We start from the raw sequence: 19,592 nt of genomic DNA, 5'->3' as shown, positions 1-19,592 counted from the left end.
CCCTCTCCCCACAGGGGAGAGGGAACTTGAACACCCTCGCCCCTTTGGGGAGAGGGCCGGGGTGAGGGGAGACAACGCTGAGGTACTCCCATGAAATTCCCGGTCCTGTTAGCACTTCTTGTCAGTACCCTGCAACCCGCATTCGCCGCCATTCCGGTGCGCGTCGCCGCCGTGGAGCAGACCGCCCACGCCGCCGAGCGCCAGATCCCGGGCCGCGTCGAAGCTATCCACACCGTTGAGCTGCGCGCGCGTACGGAAGGCGTGATCACCAAAATCCACTTCCGCGACGGGCAGTACGTGAAAAAAGGCGACGTGCTGTTCGAGCTGGACGACGCCGAGCCGCGCGCCGCCCTGCGCCTGGCGCAGGCCGAGGTGAGAAGCGCCGAAGCCACGCTGCGTCAGGCGCAGCAGCAGCTTTCCCGCTTCGAAAGCCTGGGCAGCAGCAACGCCATCAGCCGTCACGACGTGGACAACGCCCGCATGCAGCGGGACGTGGCGAGCGCCGCGCTGGAGCAGGCCAAAGCCCGGCTCGATACCCGCAGCGTCACGCTGAACTACACCCGCATCACCTCGCCGATTGACGGCCGCGTGGGGCACAGCCAGTTCCACATCGGCAGCCTGGTGAATCCTGCCAGCGGCGTGCTGGTGGAGGTGGTGCAGCTTGACCCGATCCGCATCGCCTTTGCGCTGGAGGAGGGGGCGTTTGCCACCAAAGTCGGACAGCATGCGGATATCATCGCCATGAAGCAGGCCTGGCAGGCGTTTATTGACAGCAACGGCCAGCGCGTCAGCGGCGAGCTGACGTCCGTAGACAACCGCATCGATCCGCGTACCGCCAGCGTGATGCTGCGCGCGGAGTTCGCCAACCCGCGCCATCAGCTCCTGCCCGGCGGCAACGTGAACGTAACCCTGCGTCCGGCCAGCGAGCAGCCGGTGCTGACCCTGCCCGCCGCGGCGGTCCAGCAGAACGGCGACGGGTTCTTTGCCTGGATAGTTAACGCCGACGGCAAAGCCGAAATGCGCCCGCTGAAGGTCGCCGGGCAGCCTGGGCAGCAGTTTCACATTGCCTCCGGCGTAAAGGCAGGTGAGCGAGCGATTACTGACGGCGCACAGCGCGTGCAGCCCGGCGCTGCCGTCCAGATACTCAATTAAGGAGCCATCATGCTGACGTTTTTCATCAAACGCCCGCGCTTTGCGATGGTGATTGCGCTGGTTATCACCCTGCTGGGGGCCATCGCGCTGAGGATTATCCCGGTGGAGCAGTACCCGCAGATCACGCCGCCGGTGGTGAATGTGTCTGCCAGCTGGCCGGGCGCCAGCTCGGCTGACGTGGCGGAGGCCATCGCCACGCCGCTGGAAACCCAGCTGAACGGCGTGGATCACATGCTCTATATGGAGTCCACCAGTTCGGACGAAGGCAGCTATAGCCTGAACCTTACCTTTGCGGCGGGCACCGATCCTGACCTCGCCGCCATCGACGTGCAAAACCGCGTGGCGCAGGCCCTGGCGCAGCTGCCGACCGAGGCGCAGCAAAACGGCGTGCAGGTGCGCAAGCGCGCCACCAACCTGATGATGGGGGTAAGCCTTTACTCACCGAATAACACCCACACGCCGCTGTTCGTCAGCAACTACGCCAGCACCCAGGTGCGCGAGGCGCTGTCACGCCTGCCGGGCGTCGGGCAGGTGCAGATGTTCGGCGCGCGCGACTACAGCATGCGCATCTGGCTGCGTCCGGACCGCATGAACGCCCTGAACGTCACCACCGACGACGTGGCCCAGGCGCTGCGCGAGCAGAACGTGCAGGGGGCGGCAGGCCAGGTCGGCACGCCGCCGGTGTTTAACGGCCAGCAGCAGACCCTGACCATCAACGGGCTGGGGCGCTTAAATCAGGCCGAAGACTTTGCCGACATCATCATCCGCGCGGGCGAGATGGGCCAGCTGGTGCGCCTGAAGGACGTCGCCACCATCGAGCTTGGCTCGCGCAGCTACAGCTCCGGCGCGCAGCTGAACGGGCACGACTCCGCCTACCTCGGCATCTACCCGACGCCGTCCGCCAACGCCCTGCGCGTGGCCGCCGCGGTGCGCGCGGAGCTGGAGCGTCTCTCGACGCGCTTCCCGGACGACCTGGTCTACGAGGTGAAATTCGACACCACCGCCTTTGTTGCCGCCACCATTCAGGAGATTGGCGTCTCGCTGGCGCTGACGATGCTGGCCGTTGTGGTCGTGGTGTCCCTGTTCCTGCAAAGCTGGCGCGCGACGCTGATTGTCGCCCTCGCCATTCCGGTATCGCTGGTGGGCACCTTTGCGGTGCTCTACGCGCTCGGCTACTCCGCCAACACGCTGAGCCTGTTCGCCATTATTCTGGCGCTGACCATGGTGGTGGATGACGCCATCGTGGTGGTGGAGAGCGTCGAAACGCTGATGGCGGAAGGGCAGAGCCGCACGGCGGCGACCGCGCTGGCGCTGCGCCAGATCGCCGGGCCGGTGATTGCCACGACGCTGGTGCTGCTGGCGGTGTTTGTGCCGGTGGCGCTCCTGCCGGGGATTGTCGGCGAGCTGTACCGCCAGTTCGCGGTGACGCTTTCCACCGCCGTGACGCTTTCAAGCCTGGTGGCGCTGACCCTGACGCCCGCCCTGTGCGCGCTGCTGCTGCGTCCGCGCCCGGAGAAACCTGCGGCAGTTTATCGCGCCTTTAACCGCGGGCTGGATGCCGCGCGCGGTTTCTACACCCGCATTGTGAACGTCTTAAACCTGCGCCCGTGGCTGGCGCTGCTGGCCACCGCGGGCGCGGCGGCCGTGGTGGCGTTCAGCTTTACGTCGATGCCAAAAGGCTTCCTGCCGCAGGAGGATCAGGGCTACTTCTTCGCCAGCGTCCAGCTGCCGGAGGCGGCCTCGCTGGAGCGCACCGAAGCGGTGATGGCTACCGCGCGCGAACTCATCGCTAAACATCCGGCGGTGGAGGACGTGATTCAGGTCTCGGGGTTTAACATCCTCAACGGCACCAGCGCCTCCAACGGCGGGTTTATCTCCATCATGCTGAAGGACTGGAGCGAACGACCGCCGCTGGACGAGGTGATGGGCACCCTGCAGCGTCAGCTGCTGGCCCTGCCGGAGGCGACCATCATGACCTTCGCGCCGCCGACGCTGCCGGGGCTGGGCAACGCCTCCGGCTTCGACCTGCGCATCCAGGCGCAGGCGGGGCAGAGTCCGGCGGAGCTGGAGCGCGTGACGCGTGAGGTGCTGGCGAAAGCCAACCAGCATCCGCAGCTGAGCCGCGTGTTCACCACCTGGAGCAGCAACGTGCCGCAGCTGACGCTGACCGTTGACCGCGAGCGCGCGGCCCGCCTCGACGTGCCGGTGTCGCGCATCTTCAGCAGCCTGCAAACCGCCTTCGGCGGCGCGCGCGCCGGGGATTTCAGCGTCAACAACCGCGTCTACCACGTGGTGATGCAGAACGAGATGCAGTGGCGCGAGCGCGCGGAGCAAATCAGCGAGCTGTTCGTGCGCAGCAACGGCGGCGAGCGGGTGCGACTGAGCAACCTCGTCACCATCACGCCGACCGTCGGCGCGCCATTTATTCAGCAGTACAACCAGTTCCCGTCGGTATCGGTAAGCGGTTCGGCAGCGGAAGGGGTAAGCAGCAGCACCGCGATGGCGGCGATGGGCGAGATCCTGGCGCAGAGCCTGCCCGCCGGGTACGACTACGCCTGGAGCGGCATGTCGTATCAGGAGCAGCAGACCGGCAATCAGGCGATATGGATTGTGCTGGCGGCGGTAGTGATGGCGTGGCTGTTCCTCGTCGCCCAGTACGAGAGCTGGACGCTTCCGGCGAGCGTGATGCTCTCGGTGCTGTTCGCCATCGGCGGGGCGCTGGTCTGGCTGTGGATGGCGGGCTACGCCAACGACGTGTACGTGCAGATTGGCCTGGTCCTGCTGATCGCGCTAGCGGCTAAAAACGCCATTCTTATCGTGGAGTTTGCCCGCGCGCGGCGCATGGACGGCATGGAGATTGTCGATGCCGCAAGAGAAGGGGCATCGCGCCGCTTCCGCGCGGTGATGATGACCGCCGTGTCGTTCATTATAGGCGTTCTTCCAATGATGCTGGCGACCGGGGCGGGAGCCCAGAGCCGCCGCATCATCGGCACCACGGTGTTCAGCGGCATGCTGGTGGCGACCGTGGTGGGGATCGTGTTTATCCCCGCACTGTTCGTGCTGTTCCAGCGCCTGCGCGAGTGGGGCCACGGCCTTACGGACTCGTCGCCCACAGCTCGCAGTGCTTCTGAACCAGAGAAATAAGCGAGCCGCCGTCGGCGATAAAGTCCCGCATGCGCTGCGCCTCGCTCTTGCCCTGCTTTAACAGCAGGGCAATTTCATTGACTGCGCTCGTCGCGCCGAGCTTCTCGGCCGACGGCGCAACCTGCTCCAGCAGCCAGGCAATGTCTTCCGCCACGGTTTTATGCTCGCCGGTGTGCACGTCCGTCAGGATCCCCTCCAGCCCGTAGCGACAGGCCTGAAAGCGGTTAAAGCGGTACAGCAGAAAATCCCGTTCCTGATGCTTATACGGCCGCGCGGTCAGCAGCCAGTGGGACGTCGCCTGAATCAGCCCGGCGATGTTAATCGCGTGGCCGAGCGTCAGCGGCGTATCCATCACCCGCACCTCCACGGTGCCGAAGTGCGGGCTGGGGCGGATGTCCCAGTGCAGATCCTTAATGCTGTCGATCATGCTGGTAGAGCTCAGGCGGCGGAACAGCCCCTCGAACTCCTGCCAGCTGTTGACCCACGGCATCTGGCCGTTATCCGGGAACCCGGAGAAGATGTTGAGCCGCGACGAGGAGAACTTTGTGTCGGTGCCCTGCATGTACGGCGAGGCGGCCGCCAGGGCGATAAAGTGCGGTACGAAGCGCGACAGGCCGTGCAGCAGGTAAATCGCGTCGTCCCCGGTCCGGCAGCCGACGTGCACGTGCTGGCCGAACACCGTTGCCTGCAAAATCAGGTAGCCAAAGCGCTCCAGCGTGACGTTATAGCGCTCGTCGTCGCACACCTCCTGACGCTGCCACTTCTGGAACGGGTGCGTCCCGCCGCCGCAGATCTGAATATGCTGCTCCGCCGCCGCGCGCAGGATGCTCTGCTGCATCACCGAGAACTGCGCCGCCGCCTGGTCGATGGTCTGGCACACGCCGGTGGCGATTTCGAGCATGCTTTCGGTGATGTCGTGCTTCACCTCGCCGCCTTTGATCTCGTCTTTGACGGCGGCGATGAGGGCGGAGGAGTCCTGGCTCAGATCGTAGCCCGGCGGGTTCACCACCTGCAGTTCGAGCTCAATGCCGAGGGTGAAAGGTTCAGAGGACTTAAAATCGGGTAAAGGCATGGCGCACTCCGTTGTCTGTTGTGTGTTGAGTATAGACAACGACGTGGCGCTCACTTTTCAGGGTGGTATAACTGTTAGCAGGCTTAGCGAAAAGGGGAGTGAATGATGTCTGACAATCCAACCATTGCGCTGATAGGTCCCGGTGCGATTGGGACCACCATTGCCGCGGTATTGCATGACGCGGGCCGCACGCCGCTGCTGTGCGGACGTACCGCGCATCCTGAGCTGCGTTTGCGCTACGACGAGGGGGAAACGGTGGTGCCCGGTCCGGTATTAACCGATCCGTCCATCATCACGCGCCCTGCCGATCTCGTTTTTGTGGCGGTAAAAACGACGCAAAATGCCGACAGCGCCGGGTGGCTGCGCGCCCTGTGCGATGAAAACACCGTGGTCTGCGCGCTGCAAAACGGCGTGGAGCAAAAAGCCCAGCTTGATCCGTGGGTTAACGGCGCTACGGTGCTGCCGTCGGTAGTCTGGTTCCCGGCCCAGCGCGAGCCGGACGCGTCCGTGTGGCTGCGGGCGAAGCCGCGCCTGACCCTGCCGGAGGTGCCGCAGGCGCAGCGGGTGGTTGAGGCGCTTCACGGAACGCGCTGCGCGGTTGAGCTCTCGGCAGACTTCGCCACCGTCGCCTGGCGCAAGCTGCTGCAAAACGCGGTCGCCGGGCTGATGGTGCTGGCCAACCGCCGCGCAGGGATGTTCAGGCGCGAGGATATCACCGAGCTTGCGCTGGCCTACCTGCGCGAGGGGCTTACCGTCGCCCGCGCCGAGGAGGCGAAGCTGGATGATGGCGTGGCCCAGGAGATTCTTGCGAACTTCCAGCGCGCGCCTGAGGACCTTGGCACGTCGATACTCGCCGACCGCCAGGCGGATCGCCCGATGGAGTGGGATATCCGCAACGGCGTGATCCAGCGCTACGGCCGCAAGCACGGCATTGCGGTGCCCATCAGCGAGGTAGTGGTGCCGCTGCTGGCGGCGGGGAGCGAGGGGCCTGGCTAACGGCCGCTGTTTTTCCGTTCGGCAAAGTAATGGGCGGGCGTGCTGCCCATCGCTTTTCGGAACATGGTGATGAACGCATTCACGGATTCGTACCCGAGCGTTGCCGCCACGTTCTGGACGGGCACGCCGCTGGCCAGTTCCCGCAGGGCAATAATCAAATGCAGCTGCTGGCGCCAGCGCCCGAAGCTCAGCCCAGTTTCGCGCTGCATCAGGCGGGCAAACGAGCGCTCGCTGAGGGCAAGACGTTTCGCCCACTCCTTCAGGGTGCTTCTGTCCTCAGGGCGGCTGACCAGCGCGTCGGCCATCGCGCGAATTTTCGGGTCTGCCGAGACCGGCAGGCTGAGCTTCTGCTGCGGCATGCTGGCGAGCTCGTCCAGCGTCACTCGGGTCAGCCTGGCGACGTGGCTGTCTGGGGGATAATCCACGCCTTCGCGCGTCAGACGATCGACCAGCTCCTTAATCAGCGGCGAGATCGCCAGCGTGCAGCATCTCTCCGGCAGCGCCGCCGCGCCGGGCTCAATAAACAGATAGTTCAGATGCGCGTTCCAGGTCGCCCTGGCGCTGTGCGGGATCCCGCCGGGGATCCAGACGGCGCAGTCCGGCGGCACGATCCAGATATCATTTTCCGCGTAACAGCTGACCGCGCCGTATCGGGCAATAATCAGCTGCCCCTTGCGGTGGGTATGCACCGGCACTTCCGCGGCGTAATCCACAAAGTCCAGACGACGCGCCACCGCCGGGCTGGCGGTGGCGTCAGGGTCGTACAGCGTATGAGCGAGTTGAGGCTTCACGATTCTGGCAACATTTAGGTATTTTTTGACAGAATAGAGTATTTAAGGGCGTCTGTAAGCCGGTAATAATCCCGGCATGAAAAACTTCTTCTCTCATCCCGCGCGCATGCCCGCCGCATTGCGAAACGATGCGGGCGCGCTGATCTACGCCGCCAAGAGTTTTGCCGCGGCGATGCTGGCTTATTACATTGCGCTGTCGATAGGCCTCGAACGTCCCTCATGGGCCATTATTACCGTTTACATCGTGTCCCAGACGTCGGTCGGGGCATCGCTGAGCAGAAGCCTCTACCGGCTGGCCGGTACCGTGGCGGGTGCCAGCGCGACCGTGCTGATCGTGCCTACCTTCGCGAATACGCCGATTTTGTGCAGCGCGGTGCTGACGGGCTGGATCGCGTTCTGCCTGTGGCTCTCCCTGCTGGAGCGCACGCCCCGGGCCTACGCCTTCGTGCTGGCCGGCTACACCGCGAGCCTGATCGGCTTTCCCGCGGTATCCGATCCCGGCGGCATCTTTAACGTTGCTATCGTCCGCGTGCAGGAGATCGCGATTGGGATTTTTTGCGCGGCGCTGATCCACCGCTACGTGCTGCCCGCGCGCGCATCAGGGCTGTTCAACGCTAAATTATCCCAGACGCTACAGGCCGCGCGCGGGCGGGTGGCCGACACCTTAGCGGGTAAACCCGACGCGGCTTCCGGCCCGCTGCATCTGGCGCTGGCGCTGCAGTTTCTGCAGGGCATAAGCCACCATATTCCGTATGATTTTGCGCTTTCCGCCCCGGCGCGGCAGGCCAGAAAAGCGATCCACGACCGGCTGGCGCGGCTGGTTATCGTCAACTGCGAACTGCACGATCGCCTGCCAGCGTTCGGAACCCCGCCCGCCGACGTGCAGACGTTGCTGGGCGACGTTCAGGCCTGGCTTGCCGGTGAGGGTGCCAGCAGCACGGCAGAGGCGCTGCGGCTCCGCTGTGCGCTTCTCGTCGATCGGTATGCCGCGCAGGCGCAGACGTTTGACGACGCGCTGCGGGTCAGCTTTATTCGCTACCTCTCGGAGGCCATCGCTCTCCTGCAGCAGTGCGAGCGTCTTTCCGGGGCCATCCACCACGCCAAACCCGTTTCTGGAGAGAGGCAAACCCGCGCGGCGAAAGGCTACGTTTTCCACCGCGATCCGCTTACCGCCGCCCGCACGGCGCTGGCGGCTTCCGCCATCATTCTGAGCGGCTGTCTGGTCTGGATCTTCTCGGCGTGGCCGGATGGCGGTACGGCGGTCTCTATCCTTGGCGTCTGCTGCACGCTGTTTGGCAGCTTCGATATCCCGGCGCCGCACATTGTGAAGTACATCATTGGCTCGTTCTGGGGCGTGGTCATAAGCCTGTTCTACAGCTTTGCGCTGCTGCCGCAGGTGAGCGATTTCCCGGTGCTGGTGGCGGTGCTTGCCCCGGCGTATCTGCTGGCCGGGTCGCTTCAGGCGCGCCCGCCCACTACGTTTATGGCGATGGGCATCACCCTGACGCTGCCCATTCTGTGCGAGCTGGGGGCGCGCTACAGCGGAGACTTTGCCGTTGCGGCCAACACCGCCATCGCGCTATTTGCCGCGACCGGCTTTGCCGTCATCAGCATGAGCCTGCTGCAAACCGTGCAGGCGGATGGTGCCATCACGCGACTGCTGAAACTGTGCCAGCGCGACATTCGCCGCAGCGTGAAGGGCACGCTGCGGGTCGACGAAACGCACTGGATCAACCTGATGATGGACCGAACCGCCCTGTTGCTGCCGCGTTTACAGCGCAGCGAGCGCGCGCCAGAGCAGGCGCTCGATCGGCTGCTGCACGCGCTGCGCCTGGGGCTTTCGGTTATGCATTTACGCCGCAGCGACACACCGCCCGGCAGGGAGGTTGACGCGCTTTTTCATCGGATAAACGCCGCGGACAGTAGCGCCGTACGTGAACGCATTGCCGCCCTTATCGAGCGCCATCTGCCTGCGGCAGATGAACATACGCGCCAGTTTGTCTTCAGGCTGGTGGATCTGCACTGTGCATTACGGAGGCCAGAGCATGGTTAACGATCTCAATATCGGCGGGGTTTTTATTCCGGGGCTGCTGATGGTCGCCCTCGCGGCGCTGGTCTGCACGCTGGGCCTCGTCGCGCTTTTCTCTCTCAGCAGGATCTACCGGCGCTTGCCGTTCCGCCCGCTGATGGATGTTTCCACCTGGATTGTCACCTTTTTCCTGCTGATGCAGGGCCTGACCGCGTTGGGGTTATTGTCATGAAATCACTGCTCTCTTTACTGGCTCGCTATGCGCTGACGTTAAGCGCCGTCGCGGCGGCCACGCTTCTGGCCTTTATGATGTGGAAACACTACGCACAAACGCCGTGGACCCGCGATGGCCGCGTGCGGGCGGACGTGGTTCAGATTGCGCCGGACGTCTCCGGGCCCGTCATCAGCGTGGCCGTGCGGGACAACCAGTGGGTGAACCGGGGCGATGTGCTCTACGCCATCGATCCGCGCTGGCTGAAGCTGGCGGTGGTCAGCGCGCAGGCTGACGTGGAATCGAAACGCCATGAGATGCTGATGCGCCAGGACGCGGCCCATCGCCGCACGCTGATTAAAAACGCGATCTCGAGCGAGGATTTGCAGCAAACCGGCAGCGCGGCGAACGTCGCGACGGCCAATTATCACGGCGCGCTGGCCGCGCTGGAGCTGGCCGAGCTGAATCTGGCCCACGCCACCGTCCGTGCGCCGGTCTCGGGGTACGTTACGCACCTGCGGCTTCGCCCCGGAGACTATGCGACGGCGGGGGAGACGAAGGTCGCCATCGTCGATGCCCACAGCTTCTGGGTGGTGGGGTACTTTGAAGAGACCAAGCTGCGCCATATTCGCGTCGGGGATGCCGCGCAGGTGGTGCTGATGGGCTACGAGCCGGTCATCTCGGGTCACGTGGAGAGCATCGGACGTGGGATTGGGGACAGCAACGACGAGACGGGCGGGCTGGGTCTGCCCGACGTCGAGCCCACCTTTAGCTGGGTGCGGCTGGCACAGCGCGTGCCGGTGCGCATTCATATCGACAGGCTGCCGGAGGGAGTTGAGCTGGTGGCGGGGCTCTCGGCGAGCGTGGCGGTGGGGCGATAGATAAGGATTGAAGGGACTATTCCTTGTCTACGAACTTATCAGCTTCTGGAGAATAATGCTGACAAACGCATGCCAGCTTATGCCCGTCAGGATCGCGCAGATAGGCAACATAAAAGTCGGGGCCGTACGCGCTTCGCGTGCCCGGCTCGCCTTCATTCGTTCCTCCCGCGAGGAGGCCCACGGCATGGAACCGTCTGACAAGGTCCGCGTTATCTGCACTGAATGCGAACATAGTCCCGTTTCCCGCCGTTGCGCGATGCCCGTCAAAAGGAGGACAAATACAGAAGCTGAACCCCTCACCTGGATTATTTTCATCCCCCCACATTGCCCAGCTTTCTGTCCAGGCAGGCAGACGCGAGTAGCCCAGAACGTTAAAAACAGCGTCATAAAAGTTCACGGAGCGCTGAAAATCATTTGTACCTATAGTGATATAAGCCAGCATCTTAAGACCCCCGTTCTTCAATAGTCGATTTAACAGCCTTCAGCGTCCTTTTACGGATCCAGCCGTGTACAAAGCCTTTTTTTAATCACTTCCCTACAAATGCACTCACTGGTAAATCAAAACGCTTCGCCAGTCTACGCATATGATCCAGCGTTAACGTACGCTGTCCGTTGAGGATCCGACTCACCAGAGATTTCTTACCAATTTCGTTCTCCAAGTCGCTCTGAGTGAGTTGATACTGATCCATCAGCGTTCGCAGTAATGCAACGCCTGACGGAATGCTGGCAACACGCGCGTTAAATTCCGCAAACTCCGGAGATTCGTTTTCGTACTTATCGATCCTGGCGGTGAGCATCTCTACCAGCGGGCTATCGGGTTCGTGTTCGATCAGATACTCCACCAGCGCTAACGCATCCTCGTAATCCTGGCGCGACGGGCTTGAGCCCAGGAAAGGGAGCGCGTTTGTCAGATCCTTTGCCGCTTTGATGGCTGCTGCAAAATTCATTCTTTCGTTCTCCGGTAGAGGTCAGTGAGCTTGTCATACTCTGCGTGTGTGCTGATGTGTTTGATGAAAATCTTTCCTCGCTCAAAATCAGCAAAAAACATCACTCTTAAATGTCCGCCACCCACATCAATGACCCACCATTTTTCCCGGTATTTCATCCGATCCAGGCTGGGAAAGCGCTTTCGCATGTCGTCTGGTGAAGGGTAGTGTTCCTTCTTTAGTACCCGGTAAAGATCGTCCAGGGCGAGTGATTGGTTAGGAAATTGTCTGGCCGCTGTGTCGAAAGGCACTCTTGAAACTATGTGCATTCTTGCACCTTGTTTCCACGAAGGAAACAGTATAGGTGGTGGTGAGAGATAAAAGTGGATGGTTTGGTTTTGGGTATTTGTTTGATTTGCGGAGCGTATTCAGGCATTGTTTGGTGAGAAGGATTTTTGTGGGTGATTGTTTTGCTTACAGCAGTATATGGATGTGTGTAAAAGCTGCGTCCGCTTTGTGCCAAGAGTAGATATTAAACGTCATTAATTTTATTGCTTTGCAGTCACAACAATTACCAATTTTCTCTAAAATGTTATGGTCATCGTTCCGTTAAAAGTTTAACTTGAAAAAAGCCGCTGCGATAATTTCTAAAGCAGCGGTTTTATTAATTCGACATCATCAGTTATTAGTCAAAGAATGAAAAATCATTGTTTATTTTTCTATTTAAAAGAGTATTGCTGAATCCTGATAGTGATGGGTATATCTTGGATTCTACAATGCCTAAATTCATTAGCTCTTTTTTTATTCTATATGGATTGTTAATTATTATTTTGCTTAGATTATTTTCATTTTTAGCTTGAAAAGGTTTCTCAAAATTATTATGAAACAAAAAAAGACACTCTTGAGACTGCATTCTTTTATCAAATGAATAATGTTCAATGCTCAAGGTGTCCGTTAGCGTAGGTATTGGAGTCACAGACATAAAACGATAACCAAAACTACTTAATTTAGCTATCTCTCTAAATGAGCTTTGTTCAGAACGTGTCTTTACATGCGAGGATTTAATTGATTCAACAAGATTTTTTGTGGCATAATCAAATTCATCCCCTGTAAGATATGCTTCACTATCATAGATAAATACTGCCGCAGGGTCTTGTGTTTTGATTGTAGATTTTGACACCGCAAAGTACAATGCAATCAGCGGATTAATGGATACGTCAATAAATCGAGTAGGTAAACCATAATGTTGAGCTAATAGCAGTATAGATAAATTTGAGTTTATAAGGAACTCTTTGGATTCAATCTCTGATATATATGTTGGTAAGTTGTTTTTAAATATTACATATGCATTGAATATATCGTTAATACGAGAGTCTATGCATATCCTTAATTTTCTATAGTCAATTTCATTCTTCTCTTTTTTATTAAGAAAGTCCTTCTTCCTTGGGAAGATAGCCCTTGTGAGAGATGACACTATTCTCCATCTTGCGTCTCCTTGTCCGCGATAAAATTTACCATGATCTATATTGCTTATAATGCCAATATAATCAGAAACAGTGTTTATTTCACCCATTATATTCGTTTCATCGTCAGAATAAATTGAGTTAAGATCAACTTCAAGAGATTCGTAGGAACTGTCTACCATTATTTCTATCCATAATTTTTAATTGGAATTGGCTCTAGGAGAATGCACCATGCCGCAGGGTACGTGTGCGAATGAATTATACAACAATTTTACTGAATTTCCATTGTTCATTAATAATATTAAATAAAATGTTTTTATGTTGGCGGTGCCTCATCCAGCGTATGGTCTCGTATTTAAGGATTTAATAATCGGTCTGGAACCACCAATCTTTAATATATTCAGTGTTGCGTCTTATCTTCACTCTTAACAGACATTCAACAAACAATGTTGTTGTTTGCATAAGGCCGAGAATCCGCTTTTTACCCAGCAGAACCCCGGCCCCCCATCACCCGCCTCATCACGCCGTGATATACGGCTCCTTCACAAACTCCGCCAGCAGCCAGACCATATCATGCAGCAGCCCGGTGAGTTCTTTCGCCACGCTCGAAGGCAACGTCCCGCCCATTACTGCCAGTGTTAACGCTACGGCATAGTCCACCTGTAGCGTCGTCTCTTGCCAGCAATCCGGCACACAGGAAGCGATCTTTTCCCCCGCAATCAGCTGTTCAACCAGATACGCCGGGAGTTCAGCATCGCAGCATTCCCGCAGCCGCTTCAGCGCAGCCAGCAATCGCTTACAGAGGGTGGCAAACGTCACCGCGTCGTCAGTTTCTAGTAGTACACTCACATAGGCGGTGCAGGCGTCGGCCAGTTCAAAAAGATCCGCAGAATCGGGAATTGAAGTGTTAACAAGATGATGAATAGCACTTTCCTCAGAAAGCGCGTATGTAAATCCAGGGGTAGTTGCCATTTAGCATCCTCTTTGTTCAAAAAATGTCATGTTATGCTAACGGGTTCCTACGCCCGGTTACGGATGTGCCGCAACGCAGGTACTTTACGACTGCGAAGAAGGGATGAAAAGGGATGCCCCTGAATTACATAAGGTTACTTGCAGGTTTGCGAGGAGTCTTCCAGAAAGCCCTGACATCAATATCTTTCCAAATGCCACTCCATGCGTTTATGGTGTTACTTCCCCCCTCTACCGTTATCAGGTTGCACATATGCCGAGCGCCAGCGAGAGCAAAGACTGGGTCAAATTTGCGCAAACGCCAGGAAAAATAGAGCGCATTGAGGCGTACTTTAGCGGACATGGCTATGAGCCACATCGGCATGACACCTACGCGATAGGCAGAACCTTGTCCGGGGTGCAGAGCTTTCACTATCGGGGCAGTCAACAACACAGCCTTCCTGGTGGGACGATGGTTCTGCACCCCGATGAACTGCATGACGGAGAAGCGGGGACGATTGAAGGTTTTCAGTATCGGATGCTGTATATCGATCCCGCGTTAATTCAGAAAATCCTGGGCGGAAAGCCGCTGCCGTTTATTCCCGGCGGGATCTCATCCGATCCCCGGCTTTTTGCGGCGACCGAATCCCTGCTGAAAGGGCTAGAAGAATCTGTTGATACGCTGGAAGAAGAGGACGCGCTTTACGATCTGGCCAACACGCTGGCCATGGTGGGAGGGCAGCGCTTTCGTCGATGCGCATTCGATTATCGTCGCGCAGAGCGTGCACGCGAGTATATACAAACTGAATTCAGCCAAAACATTACGCTGGAGACGCTGTCTGCGGTCAGCGGCAGGGATCGCTGGAGCCTGAGTCGGGATTTTCGTGCACTTTACGGAACAAGCCCGTATCGCTATGTGACGATGCGGCGACTTGAATATTGCCGACGTTTGATAGAGAAGGGCCTGTCTCTTGCTGAAGCGGCCGTTGAGGCCGGGTTTTCCGACCAAAGCCATATGACTCGCCAGTTTATCAAAACGCTGGGGATCTCGCCGGGACGCTGGCAGAAAATCATCCAAAACAGCCGCGCCTGAGCTGCACGATCGTTCAAGACTGGCGCAATGGCTTAACTCTATTCTGGACACTTCTCAACCATAGGGAGTGTCACCATGTATCAACCCGTTAATCTGAAAAATAAATTTTCCCTCTTCGACGCGCGCTGGCAGCCGAAGGTCATCGCTCAGATGAATGACTACCAGTTTAAGATTGTGAAAATAGAGGGAGATTTTATATGGCACGCGCATCCTGAAACCGATGAAGCATTTATCGTGGTCGAGGGCGTGTTACGTATTGATTTTCGTGACGGACACGTGCTCGTTAATCCGGGAGAACTTTACGTTGTGCCAAAAGGCGTTGAGCACAAAACCTCTGCTGAGGGTGTTGTGAAAATGATGATGATAGAACCTTGCGGGGTCCTGAACACCGGACACGAAGGCGGGGAGCGCACCGCAGAGAACGATGTCTGGATTTGACGCCGGAGGCTGGCTTGCCGGGTGGCGGCTACGCCTTACCCGGCCTACAAAAACCACCAACCAAACCGGCCGTCACCCCTCGCTCATCATCCCCAAAAACCGCTTCACCGTCCGCGAGCGTTCAAACCGCCGCCAGCAGAGCGCGATATCGGTGTAGAGCTCCGGCGAGCTCAGCGCGTGATAGGTCACATTCGGCGGTGAAATGGCCGCCATGGATTTCGGCACCAGGGCAAACCCGCCGCCCGCGGAGACCATGCTCAGGGAGGAGGAGAGCTGCGACGACTGCAGCGCGTGCTGCACGTCAATCCCGGCCCGTTCGCAGCAGCCGTGCACCCGGTCGTACAGGCCCGGCGCGACCTCCTGCGGGAACAACACCACCGGCGTATCCCGAAGCTGATCTAACGCCAGCGAACCGCACGCCGCCAGCGGATGATCGCGATGCAGCGCCACCACCATCGGCTCCCGGTCGAGGATTTTTATTTCGAACATCTTGCTGCTCTCGCAGGGCAGGCGCACGAAGGCGATATCCAGCTCACCCTCCGCCAGCATCGTCGTCAGCGACGACATATTGGCTTCCACCTGGTGAACCTGCACCGCCATGTTCTGCACCTGAAACTGGCGAATCAGCGCGAAAATTTTGGGGTGGAAAGCGTCGGAGCTGGTGATGCCAATCGACAGGTTGCCGTTCAGCCCGCGCGCGATGCCGCGGGCTTTCTCCAGCGCGGCATCGCTCAGCGCCAGAATTTTACAGGCGTCCTCGTAGAAGGCTTCTCCCGCCTCGGTCAGCTCCACGCCACGCGTCAGGCGCCTGAACAGCGGCGTGCCCACTTCCTCTTCGAGCCGTTTGATCTGCTGACTCAGAGGAGGCTGTGAAATACCCAGCGCTTCGGCCGCCCGGGTGAAGTGTCGCTCGCGTGCAACCGCGACAAAATACCGCAGATAACGAAGTTCCATATCTAAAACGTCTCAAACCAGCATGGTTTCTATATTGGAACTCTCTGCTGAATCGGGTCAACATTTATTTAACCTTTCTAAATAAAGTTGAAGAGGACGAGCACGATGATGCATTCATCTGCCTGCGACTGTGAGGCGAGTTTGTGCGAGACCCTGCGCGGGTTCTCCGCCCAGCATCCTGACAGCGTGATCTACCAGACATCGCTAATGAGCGCCCTGCTAAGCGGCGTGTACGAAGGGGAGACGACGATCGCCGACCTGCTGGCACACGGTGATTTTGGTCTCGGCACCTTTAACGAGCTGGACGGTGAAATGATTGCCTTCAGCAGCCAGGTGTACCAGCTGCGCGCCGACGGCAGCGCCCGGGCCGCGAAGCCGGAGCAGAAAACGCCGTTCGCGGTGATGACCTGGTTCCAGCCGCAGTACCGCAAAACCTTCGATGCGCCGGTCAGCCGCCAGCAGATCCACGACGTCATCGACCAGCAGATCCCCTCCGACAACCTGTTCTGCGCGCTGCGCATTGACGGCAATTTCCGCCACGCCCACACCCGCACGGTGCCGCGACAGAAGCCGCCGTACCGGGCGATGACCGACGTGCTGGACGACCAGCCGGTGTTCCGCTTTAACCAGCGCGAAGGGGTGCTGGTCGGGTTCCGCACGCCGCAGCATATGCAGGGCATTAACGTGGCCGGGTATCACGAGCATTTCATCACCGACGACCGCCAGGGCGGGGGACATCTGCTCGACTACCAGCTGGAGAGCGGCGTGCTCACCTTCGGTGAAATTCACAAGCTGATGATTGACCTGCCCGCCGACAGCGCGTTTTTACAGGCCAACCTGCACCCCAGCAACCTTGATGCGGCTATCCGCGCCGTCGAAAACTAACAGGAGTACTACCGTGAACAGTGAGAAACAGTCACGTCAGTGGGCGCACGGCGCCGATATGGTTGTCGGCCAGCTGGAAGCGCAGGGCGTGAAGCAGGTGTTCGGCATACCGGGGGCGAAAATCGACAAGGTGTTTGATTCCCTGCTGGACTCCTCCATCGAGATTATTCCGGTGCGCCACGAGGCCAACGCGGCGTTTATGGCGGCGGCGGTGGGGCGGCTGACCGGCAAGGCCGGGGTGGCGCTGGTCACCTCCGGGCCGGGCTGTTCGAACCTGATCACCGGCATCGCCACCGCCAACAGCGAGGGTGACCCGGTGGTGGCGCTGGGCGGGGCGGTGAAGCGGGCGGATAAAGCCAAGCTGGTGCACCAGAGCATGGACACCGTCGCCATGTTCAGCCCGGTCACTAAATATGCCGTCGAGGTCAGTTCGCCGGACGCGATTGCCGAGGTGGTATCGAACGCGTTTCGCGCCGCCGAGCACGGCAGGCCGGGAGGCGCGTTCGTCAGCCTGCCGCAGGATATTGTCGACCAGCCCGCGACGGGCGCGATTTTGCCCGCCAGCGGTCCGGCGCTGATGGGCCCGGCACCGGAGTCAGCGATTAACGACGTGGCGAAGCTTATCGAAAACGCCAAAAACCCGGTCATCTTGCTCGGCCTGATGGCCAGCCAGCCAGCGAACAGCGCCGCGCTGCGCAAGCTGCTGGAGAAAAGCCGCATTCCGGTCACCAGCACCTATCAGGCCGCCGGGGCGGTGAACCAGGAGCACTTTACCCGCTTTGCCGGACGCGTCGGCCTGTTCAACAACCAGGCGGGCGACCGGCTGCTGCATCTGGCTGACCTGATTATCTGCATCGGCTACAGCCCGGTGGAGTACGAGCCTTCTATGTGGAACAGCGGCGACGCGACGCTGGTGCACATCGATGTGCTGCCCGCCTACGAGGAGCGTAACTACGTCCCGGATCTGGAGCTGGTGGGGGACATCGCCGAAACGCTGAACCTGCTTGCTAACCGGATCGATCGCAAGCTTGAGCTGAGCCAGCGTGCGTCAGAAATTCTGGTCGATCGCCAGCATCAGCGGGACCTGCTCGACCGCCGCGGCGCCTCGCTCAACCAGTTTGCCCTGCACCCGCTGCGCATCGTGCGCGCCATGCAGGACATCGTGAACAGCGACGTGACGCTCACCGTCGACATGGGCAGCTTCCATATCTGGATCGCCCGCTACCTCTACAGCTTCCGCGCGCGTCAGGTGATGATCTCCAACGGTCAGCAGACCATGGGCGTCGCGCTGCCGTGGGCGATTGGCGCGTGGCTGGTCAACCCGGGCCGCAAGGTGGTGTCGGTCTCCGGCGACGGCGGTTTTTTACAGTCCAGCATGGAGCTGGAAACCGCGGTGCGCCTCAACGCCAACGTGCTGCACATCATCTGGGTGGATAACGCCTACAACATGGTGGCCATTCAGGAAGAGAAAAAATACCAGCGTCTTTCCGGCGTGGAGTTCGGCCCGGTCGACTTCAAAGCCTATGCCGACGCGTTCGGCGCGAAGGGCTTCGCCGTGGAGAGCGCCGAGGCGCTGGAGCCGACGCTTCGCGCGGCAATGGATGTCGACGGCCCGGCCGTGGTGGCTATTCCCGTCGACTACAGCGATAACCCGCTGCTGATGGGCCAGCTCCATCTCAGCCAGATTTTGTGAATCAATATAAGGACAGAGAAATGCAAAAAGTGGCTCTCGTAACAGGCTCAGGCCAGGGGATTGGTAAAGCGATTGCGCTTCGCCTGGTGAAAGACGGCTTTGCCGTCGCCATCGCCGACTATAACGTTGAGACGGCAAGAGCCGTCGCAGATGAAATTATCCGCAACGGCGGTAACGCCGTCGCCGTGAAGGTCGACGTCTCTGACCGCGAACAGGTGTTTGCCGCGGTGGAGAAAGCCCGCACCGCGCTGGGTGGCTTCAACGTCATCGTTAACAACGCCGGGGTAGCGCCGTCTACGCCCATCGAATCCATCACGCCGGAGATTGTCGACAAGGTCTACAACATCAACGTGAAAGGGGTGATATGGGGCATTCAGGCTGCCATCGACGCGTTTCGTAAAGAGGGGCACGGCGGGAAAATCATCAACGCCTGCTCCCAGGCGGGCCACACCGGCAACCCGGAGCTGGCGGTATACAGCTCCAGCAAGTTTGCGGTTCGCGGCCTGACCCAGACCGCCGCGCGAGACCTCGCGCCGCTGGGGATCACCGTTAACGCCTACTGCCCGGGCATCGTCAAAACGCCGATGTGGGCGGAAATTGACCGTCAGGTGTCTGAGGCGGCAGGCAAACCGCTCGGCTACGGGACCGAAACTTTTGCCAAACGCATTACGCTTGGCCGTCTGTCCGAGCCGGAAGATGTGGCCGCCTGCGTCTCTTACCTGGCTGGCCCGGATTCCGACTACATGACCGGTCAGTCGCTCTTAATTGATGGTGGAATGGTGTTTAATTAAATTCTAATAAGCTCTGACATGAGTTTTCCCCTGCCTCCGTGCAGGGGCTTTTTTTTGTCTCCTCCGCCATTGTGCATTACACTGCGCGCTGCAAAACTTTAGTCATTACGATCTGACAGGCGGTA

At 59.3% G+C, this 19,592-nt stretch carries 19 protein-coding genes; 11 read left to right on the top strand and 8 right to left on the bottom strand.

Annotated elements, in window-relative coordinates; all coding sequences use genetic code 11:
• Positions 1–90 precede the first annotated feature (90 nt).
• Both OSH03_RS06555 and OSH03_RS06550 read left to right on the top strand, forming a co-directional pair.
• On the top strand, positions 91–1,152 hold the full coding sequence (locus OSH03_RS06555) for an efflux RND transporter periplasmic adaptor subunit (RefSeq protein ID WP_266178591.1): 1,062 nt from the start codon (positions 91–93) through the stop codon (positions 1,150–1,152).
• A gap of 9 nt (positions 1,153–1,161) precedes the next feature.
• Positions 1,162–4,296, top strand: coding sequence for an efflux RND transporter permease subunit (locus tag OSH03_RS06550; RefSeq protein ID WP_266178590.1), 3,135 nt, complete (start codon positions 1,162–1,164; stop codon positions 4,294–4,296).
• Here the strand turns inward: OSH03_RS06550 and OSH03_RS06545 are convergent.
• Positions 4,247–5,368, bottom strand: a complete 1,122-nt coding sequence (locus tag OSH03_RS06545) for a YbdK family carboxylate-amine ligase (protein ID WP_061098955.1) — start codon at positions 5,366–5,368, stop codon at positions 4,247–4,249. The two genes, OSH03_RS06550 and OSH03_RS06545, sit on opposite strands and share 50 nt — an antisense overlap.
• A gap of 105 nt (positions 5,369–5,473) precedes the next feature.
• On the opposite strand from OSH03_RS06545, the gene OSH03_RS06540 reads away from it, so the two are divergent.
• Positions 5,474–6,364, top strand: coding sequence for an oxidoreductase (locus OSH03_RS06540; RefSeq protein WP_266178649.1), 891 nt, complete (start codon positions 5,474–5,476; stop codon positions 6,362–6,364).
• On the opposite strand, the gene OSH03_RS06535 is transcribed toward OSH03_RS06540, so the two are convergent.
• Positions 6,361–7,155, bottom strand: coding sequence for an AraC family transcriptional regulator (locus tag OSH03_RS06535; RefSeq protein WP_266178589.1), 795 nt, complete (start codon positions 7,153–7,155; stop codon positions 6,361–6,363). The two genes, OSH03_RS06540 and OSH03_RS06535, sit on opposite strands and share 4 nt — an antisense overlap.
• Positions 7,156–7,231: 76 nt before the next feature.
• On the opposite strand from OSH03_RS06535, the gene OSH03_RS06530 reads away from it, so the two are divergent.
• Genes OSH03_RS06530 through OSH03_RS06520 form a run of 3 tightly spaced genes read left to right on the top strand, consistent with a single transcriptional unit; the run spans position 7,232 to position 10,276 of the window.
• Positions 7,232–9,208 carry an FUSC family protein gene (locus tag OSH03_RS06530; RefSeq protein ID WP_266178588.1) on the top strand — a complete coding sequence of 659 codons (1,977 nt, stop codon included), beginning with the start codon at positions 7,232–7,234 and terminating at the stop codon, positions 9,206–9,208.
• The gene (locus OSH03_RS06525; protein ID WP_266178587.1) at positions 9,201–9,416 is read left to right on the top strand and encodes a DUF1656 domain-containing protein; all 216 of its coding nucleotides are present in this window, start codon (positions 9,201–9,203) and stop codon (positions 9,414–9,416) included. The genes OSH03_RS06530 and OSH03_RS06525 overlap by 8 nt, the downstream gene beginning before the upstream one ends.
• Entirely contained in the window at positions 9,413–10,276 is an 864-nt protein-coding gene (locus OSH03_RS06520; protein ID WP_266178586.1) for an efflux RND transporter periplasmic adaptor subunit, read from the top strand. Before OSH03_RS06525 ends, OSH03_RS06520 begins: the two co-directional genes overlap by 4 nt.
• Positions 10,277–10,292: 16 nt before the next feature.
• Here OSH03_RS06520 and OSH03_RS06515 read toward each other — a convergent pair whose 3' ends face one another.
• The 5 genes from OSH03_RS06515 to OSH03_RS06495 all read right to left on the bottom strand — a co-directional run bounded on the left by OSH03_RS06515 (position 10,293) and on the right by OSH03_RS06495 (position 13,637).
• Positions 10,293–10,718: a VOC family protein gene (locus tag OSH03_RS06515; RefSeq protein ID WP_266178585.1), complete on the bottom strand. Its 426-nt coding sequence runs from the start codon at positions 10,716–10,718 to the stop codon at positions 10,293–10,295.
• Positions 10,719–10,803: 85 nt separating this feature from the next.
• Complete coding sequence (locus tag OSH03_RS06510; protein ID WP_266178584.1) at positions 10,804–11,223, bottom strand: helix-turn-helix domain-containing protein; 420 nt, start codon at positions 11,221–11,223, stop codon at positions 10,804–10,806.
• Positions 11,220–11,531 carry a type II toxin-antitoxin system HigB family toxin gene (locus OSH03_RS06505; protein WP_266178583.1) on the bottom strand — a complete coding sequence of 104 codons (312 nt, stop codon included), beginning with the start codon at positions 11,529–11,531 and terminating at the stop codon, positions 11,220–11,222. Before OSH03_RS06505 ends, OSH03_RS06510 begins: the two co-directional genes overlap by 4 nt.
• Before the next feature lie 356 nt (positions 11,532–11,887).
• Positions 11,888–12,847 carry an FRG domain-containing protein gene (locus OSH03_RS06500; protein ID WP_266178582.1) on the bottom strand — a complete coding sequence of 320 codons (960 nt, stop codon included), beginning with the start codon at positions 12,845–12,847 and terminating at the stop codon, positions 11,888–11,890.
• Positions 12,848–13,184: 337 nt separating this feature from the next.
• On the bottom strand, positions 13,185–13,637 hold the full coding sequence (locus tag OSH03_RS06495) for a hypothetical protein (RefSeq protein ID WP_266178581.1): 453 nt from the start codon (positions 13,635–13,637) through the stop codon (positions 13,185–13,187).
• A gap of 250 nt (positions 13,638–13,887) precedes the next feature.
• Here OSH03_RS06495 and OSH03_RS06490 point away from each other — a divergent pair, with 250 nt between their 5' ends.
• Positions 13,888–14,706, top strand: a complete 819-nt coding sequence (locus OSH03_RS06490) for an AraC family transcriptional regulator (protein ID WP_266178580.1) — start codon at positions 13,888–13,890, stop codon at positions 14,704–14,706.
• Positions 14,707–14,781: 75 nt separating this feature from the next.
• Positions 14,782–15,144, top strand: coding sequence for a cupin domain-containing protein (locus tag OSH03_RS06485; RefSeq protein WP_266178579.1), 363 nt, complete (start codon positions 14,782–14,784; stop codon positions 15,142–15,144).
• A 72-nt stretch (positions 15,145–15,216) separates the two neighbouring features.
• On the opposite strand, the gene OSH03_RS06480 is transcribed toward OSH03_RS06485, so the two are convergent.
• Positions 15,217–16,098 (bottom strand): LysR family transcriptional regulator, encoded by an 882-nt coding sequence (locus OSH03_RS06480; protein ID WP_061098945.1) that lies wholly within the window; start codon positions 16,096–16,098, stop codon positions 15,217–15,219.
• 105 nt (positions 16,099–16,203) lie between these two features.
• Here OSH03_RS06480 and budA point away from each other — a divergent pair, with 105 nt between their 5' ends.
• Genes budA through OSH03_RS06465 form a run of 3 tightly spaced genes read left to right on the top strand, consistent with a single transcriptional unit; the run spans position 16,204 to position 19,467 of the window.
• The gene (budA, locus tag OSH03_RS06475) at positions 16,204–16,983 is read left to right on the top strand and encodes an acetolactate decarboxylase (protein WP_061098944.1); all 780 of its coding nucleotides are present in this window, start codon (positions 16,204–16,206) and stop codon (positions 16,981–16,983) included.
• A gap of 13 nt (positions 16,984–16,996) precedes the next feature.
• Positions 16,997–18,676: an acetolactate synthase AlsS gene (gene alsS, locus OSH03_RS06470; RefSeq protein ID WP_061098943.1), complete on the top strand. Its 1,680-nt coding sequence runs from the start codon at positions 16,997–16,999 to the stop codon at positions 18,674–18,676.
• Between the two features lie 20 nt (positions 18,677–18,696).
• Positions 18,697–19,467 carry a (S)-acetoin forming diacetyl reductase gene (locus OSH03_RS06465; RefSeq protein ID WP_266178578.1) on the top strand — a complete coding sequence of 257 codons (771 nt, stop codon included), beginning with the start codon at positions 18,697–18,699 and terminating at the stop codon, positions 19,465–19,467.
• The last annotated feature ends 125 nt before the right edge of the window (positions 19,468–19,592 follow it).

The organism is Enterobacter nematophilus (genome assembly GCF_026344075.1).
Classification (GTDB): Bacteria; Pseudomonadota; Gammaproteobacteria; order Enterobacterales; family Enterobacteriaceae; genus Enterobacter; species Enterobacter nematophilus.
Note: the sequence above shows the minus strand (reverse complement) of the source record. Positions and strands in the feature narration are given on the sequence as shown.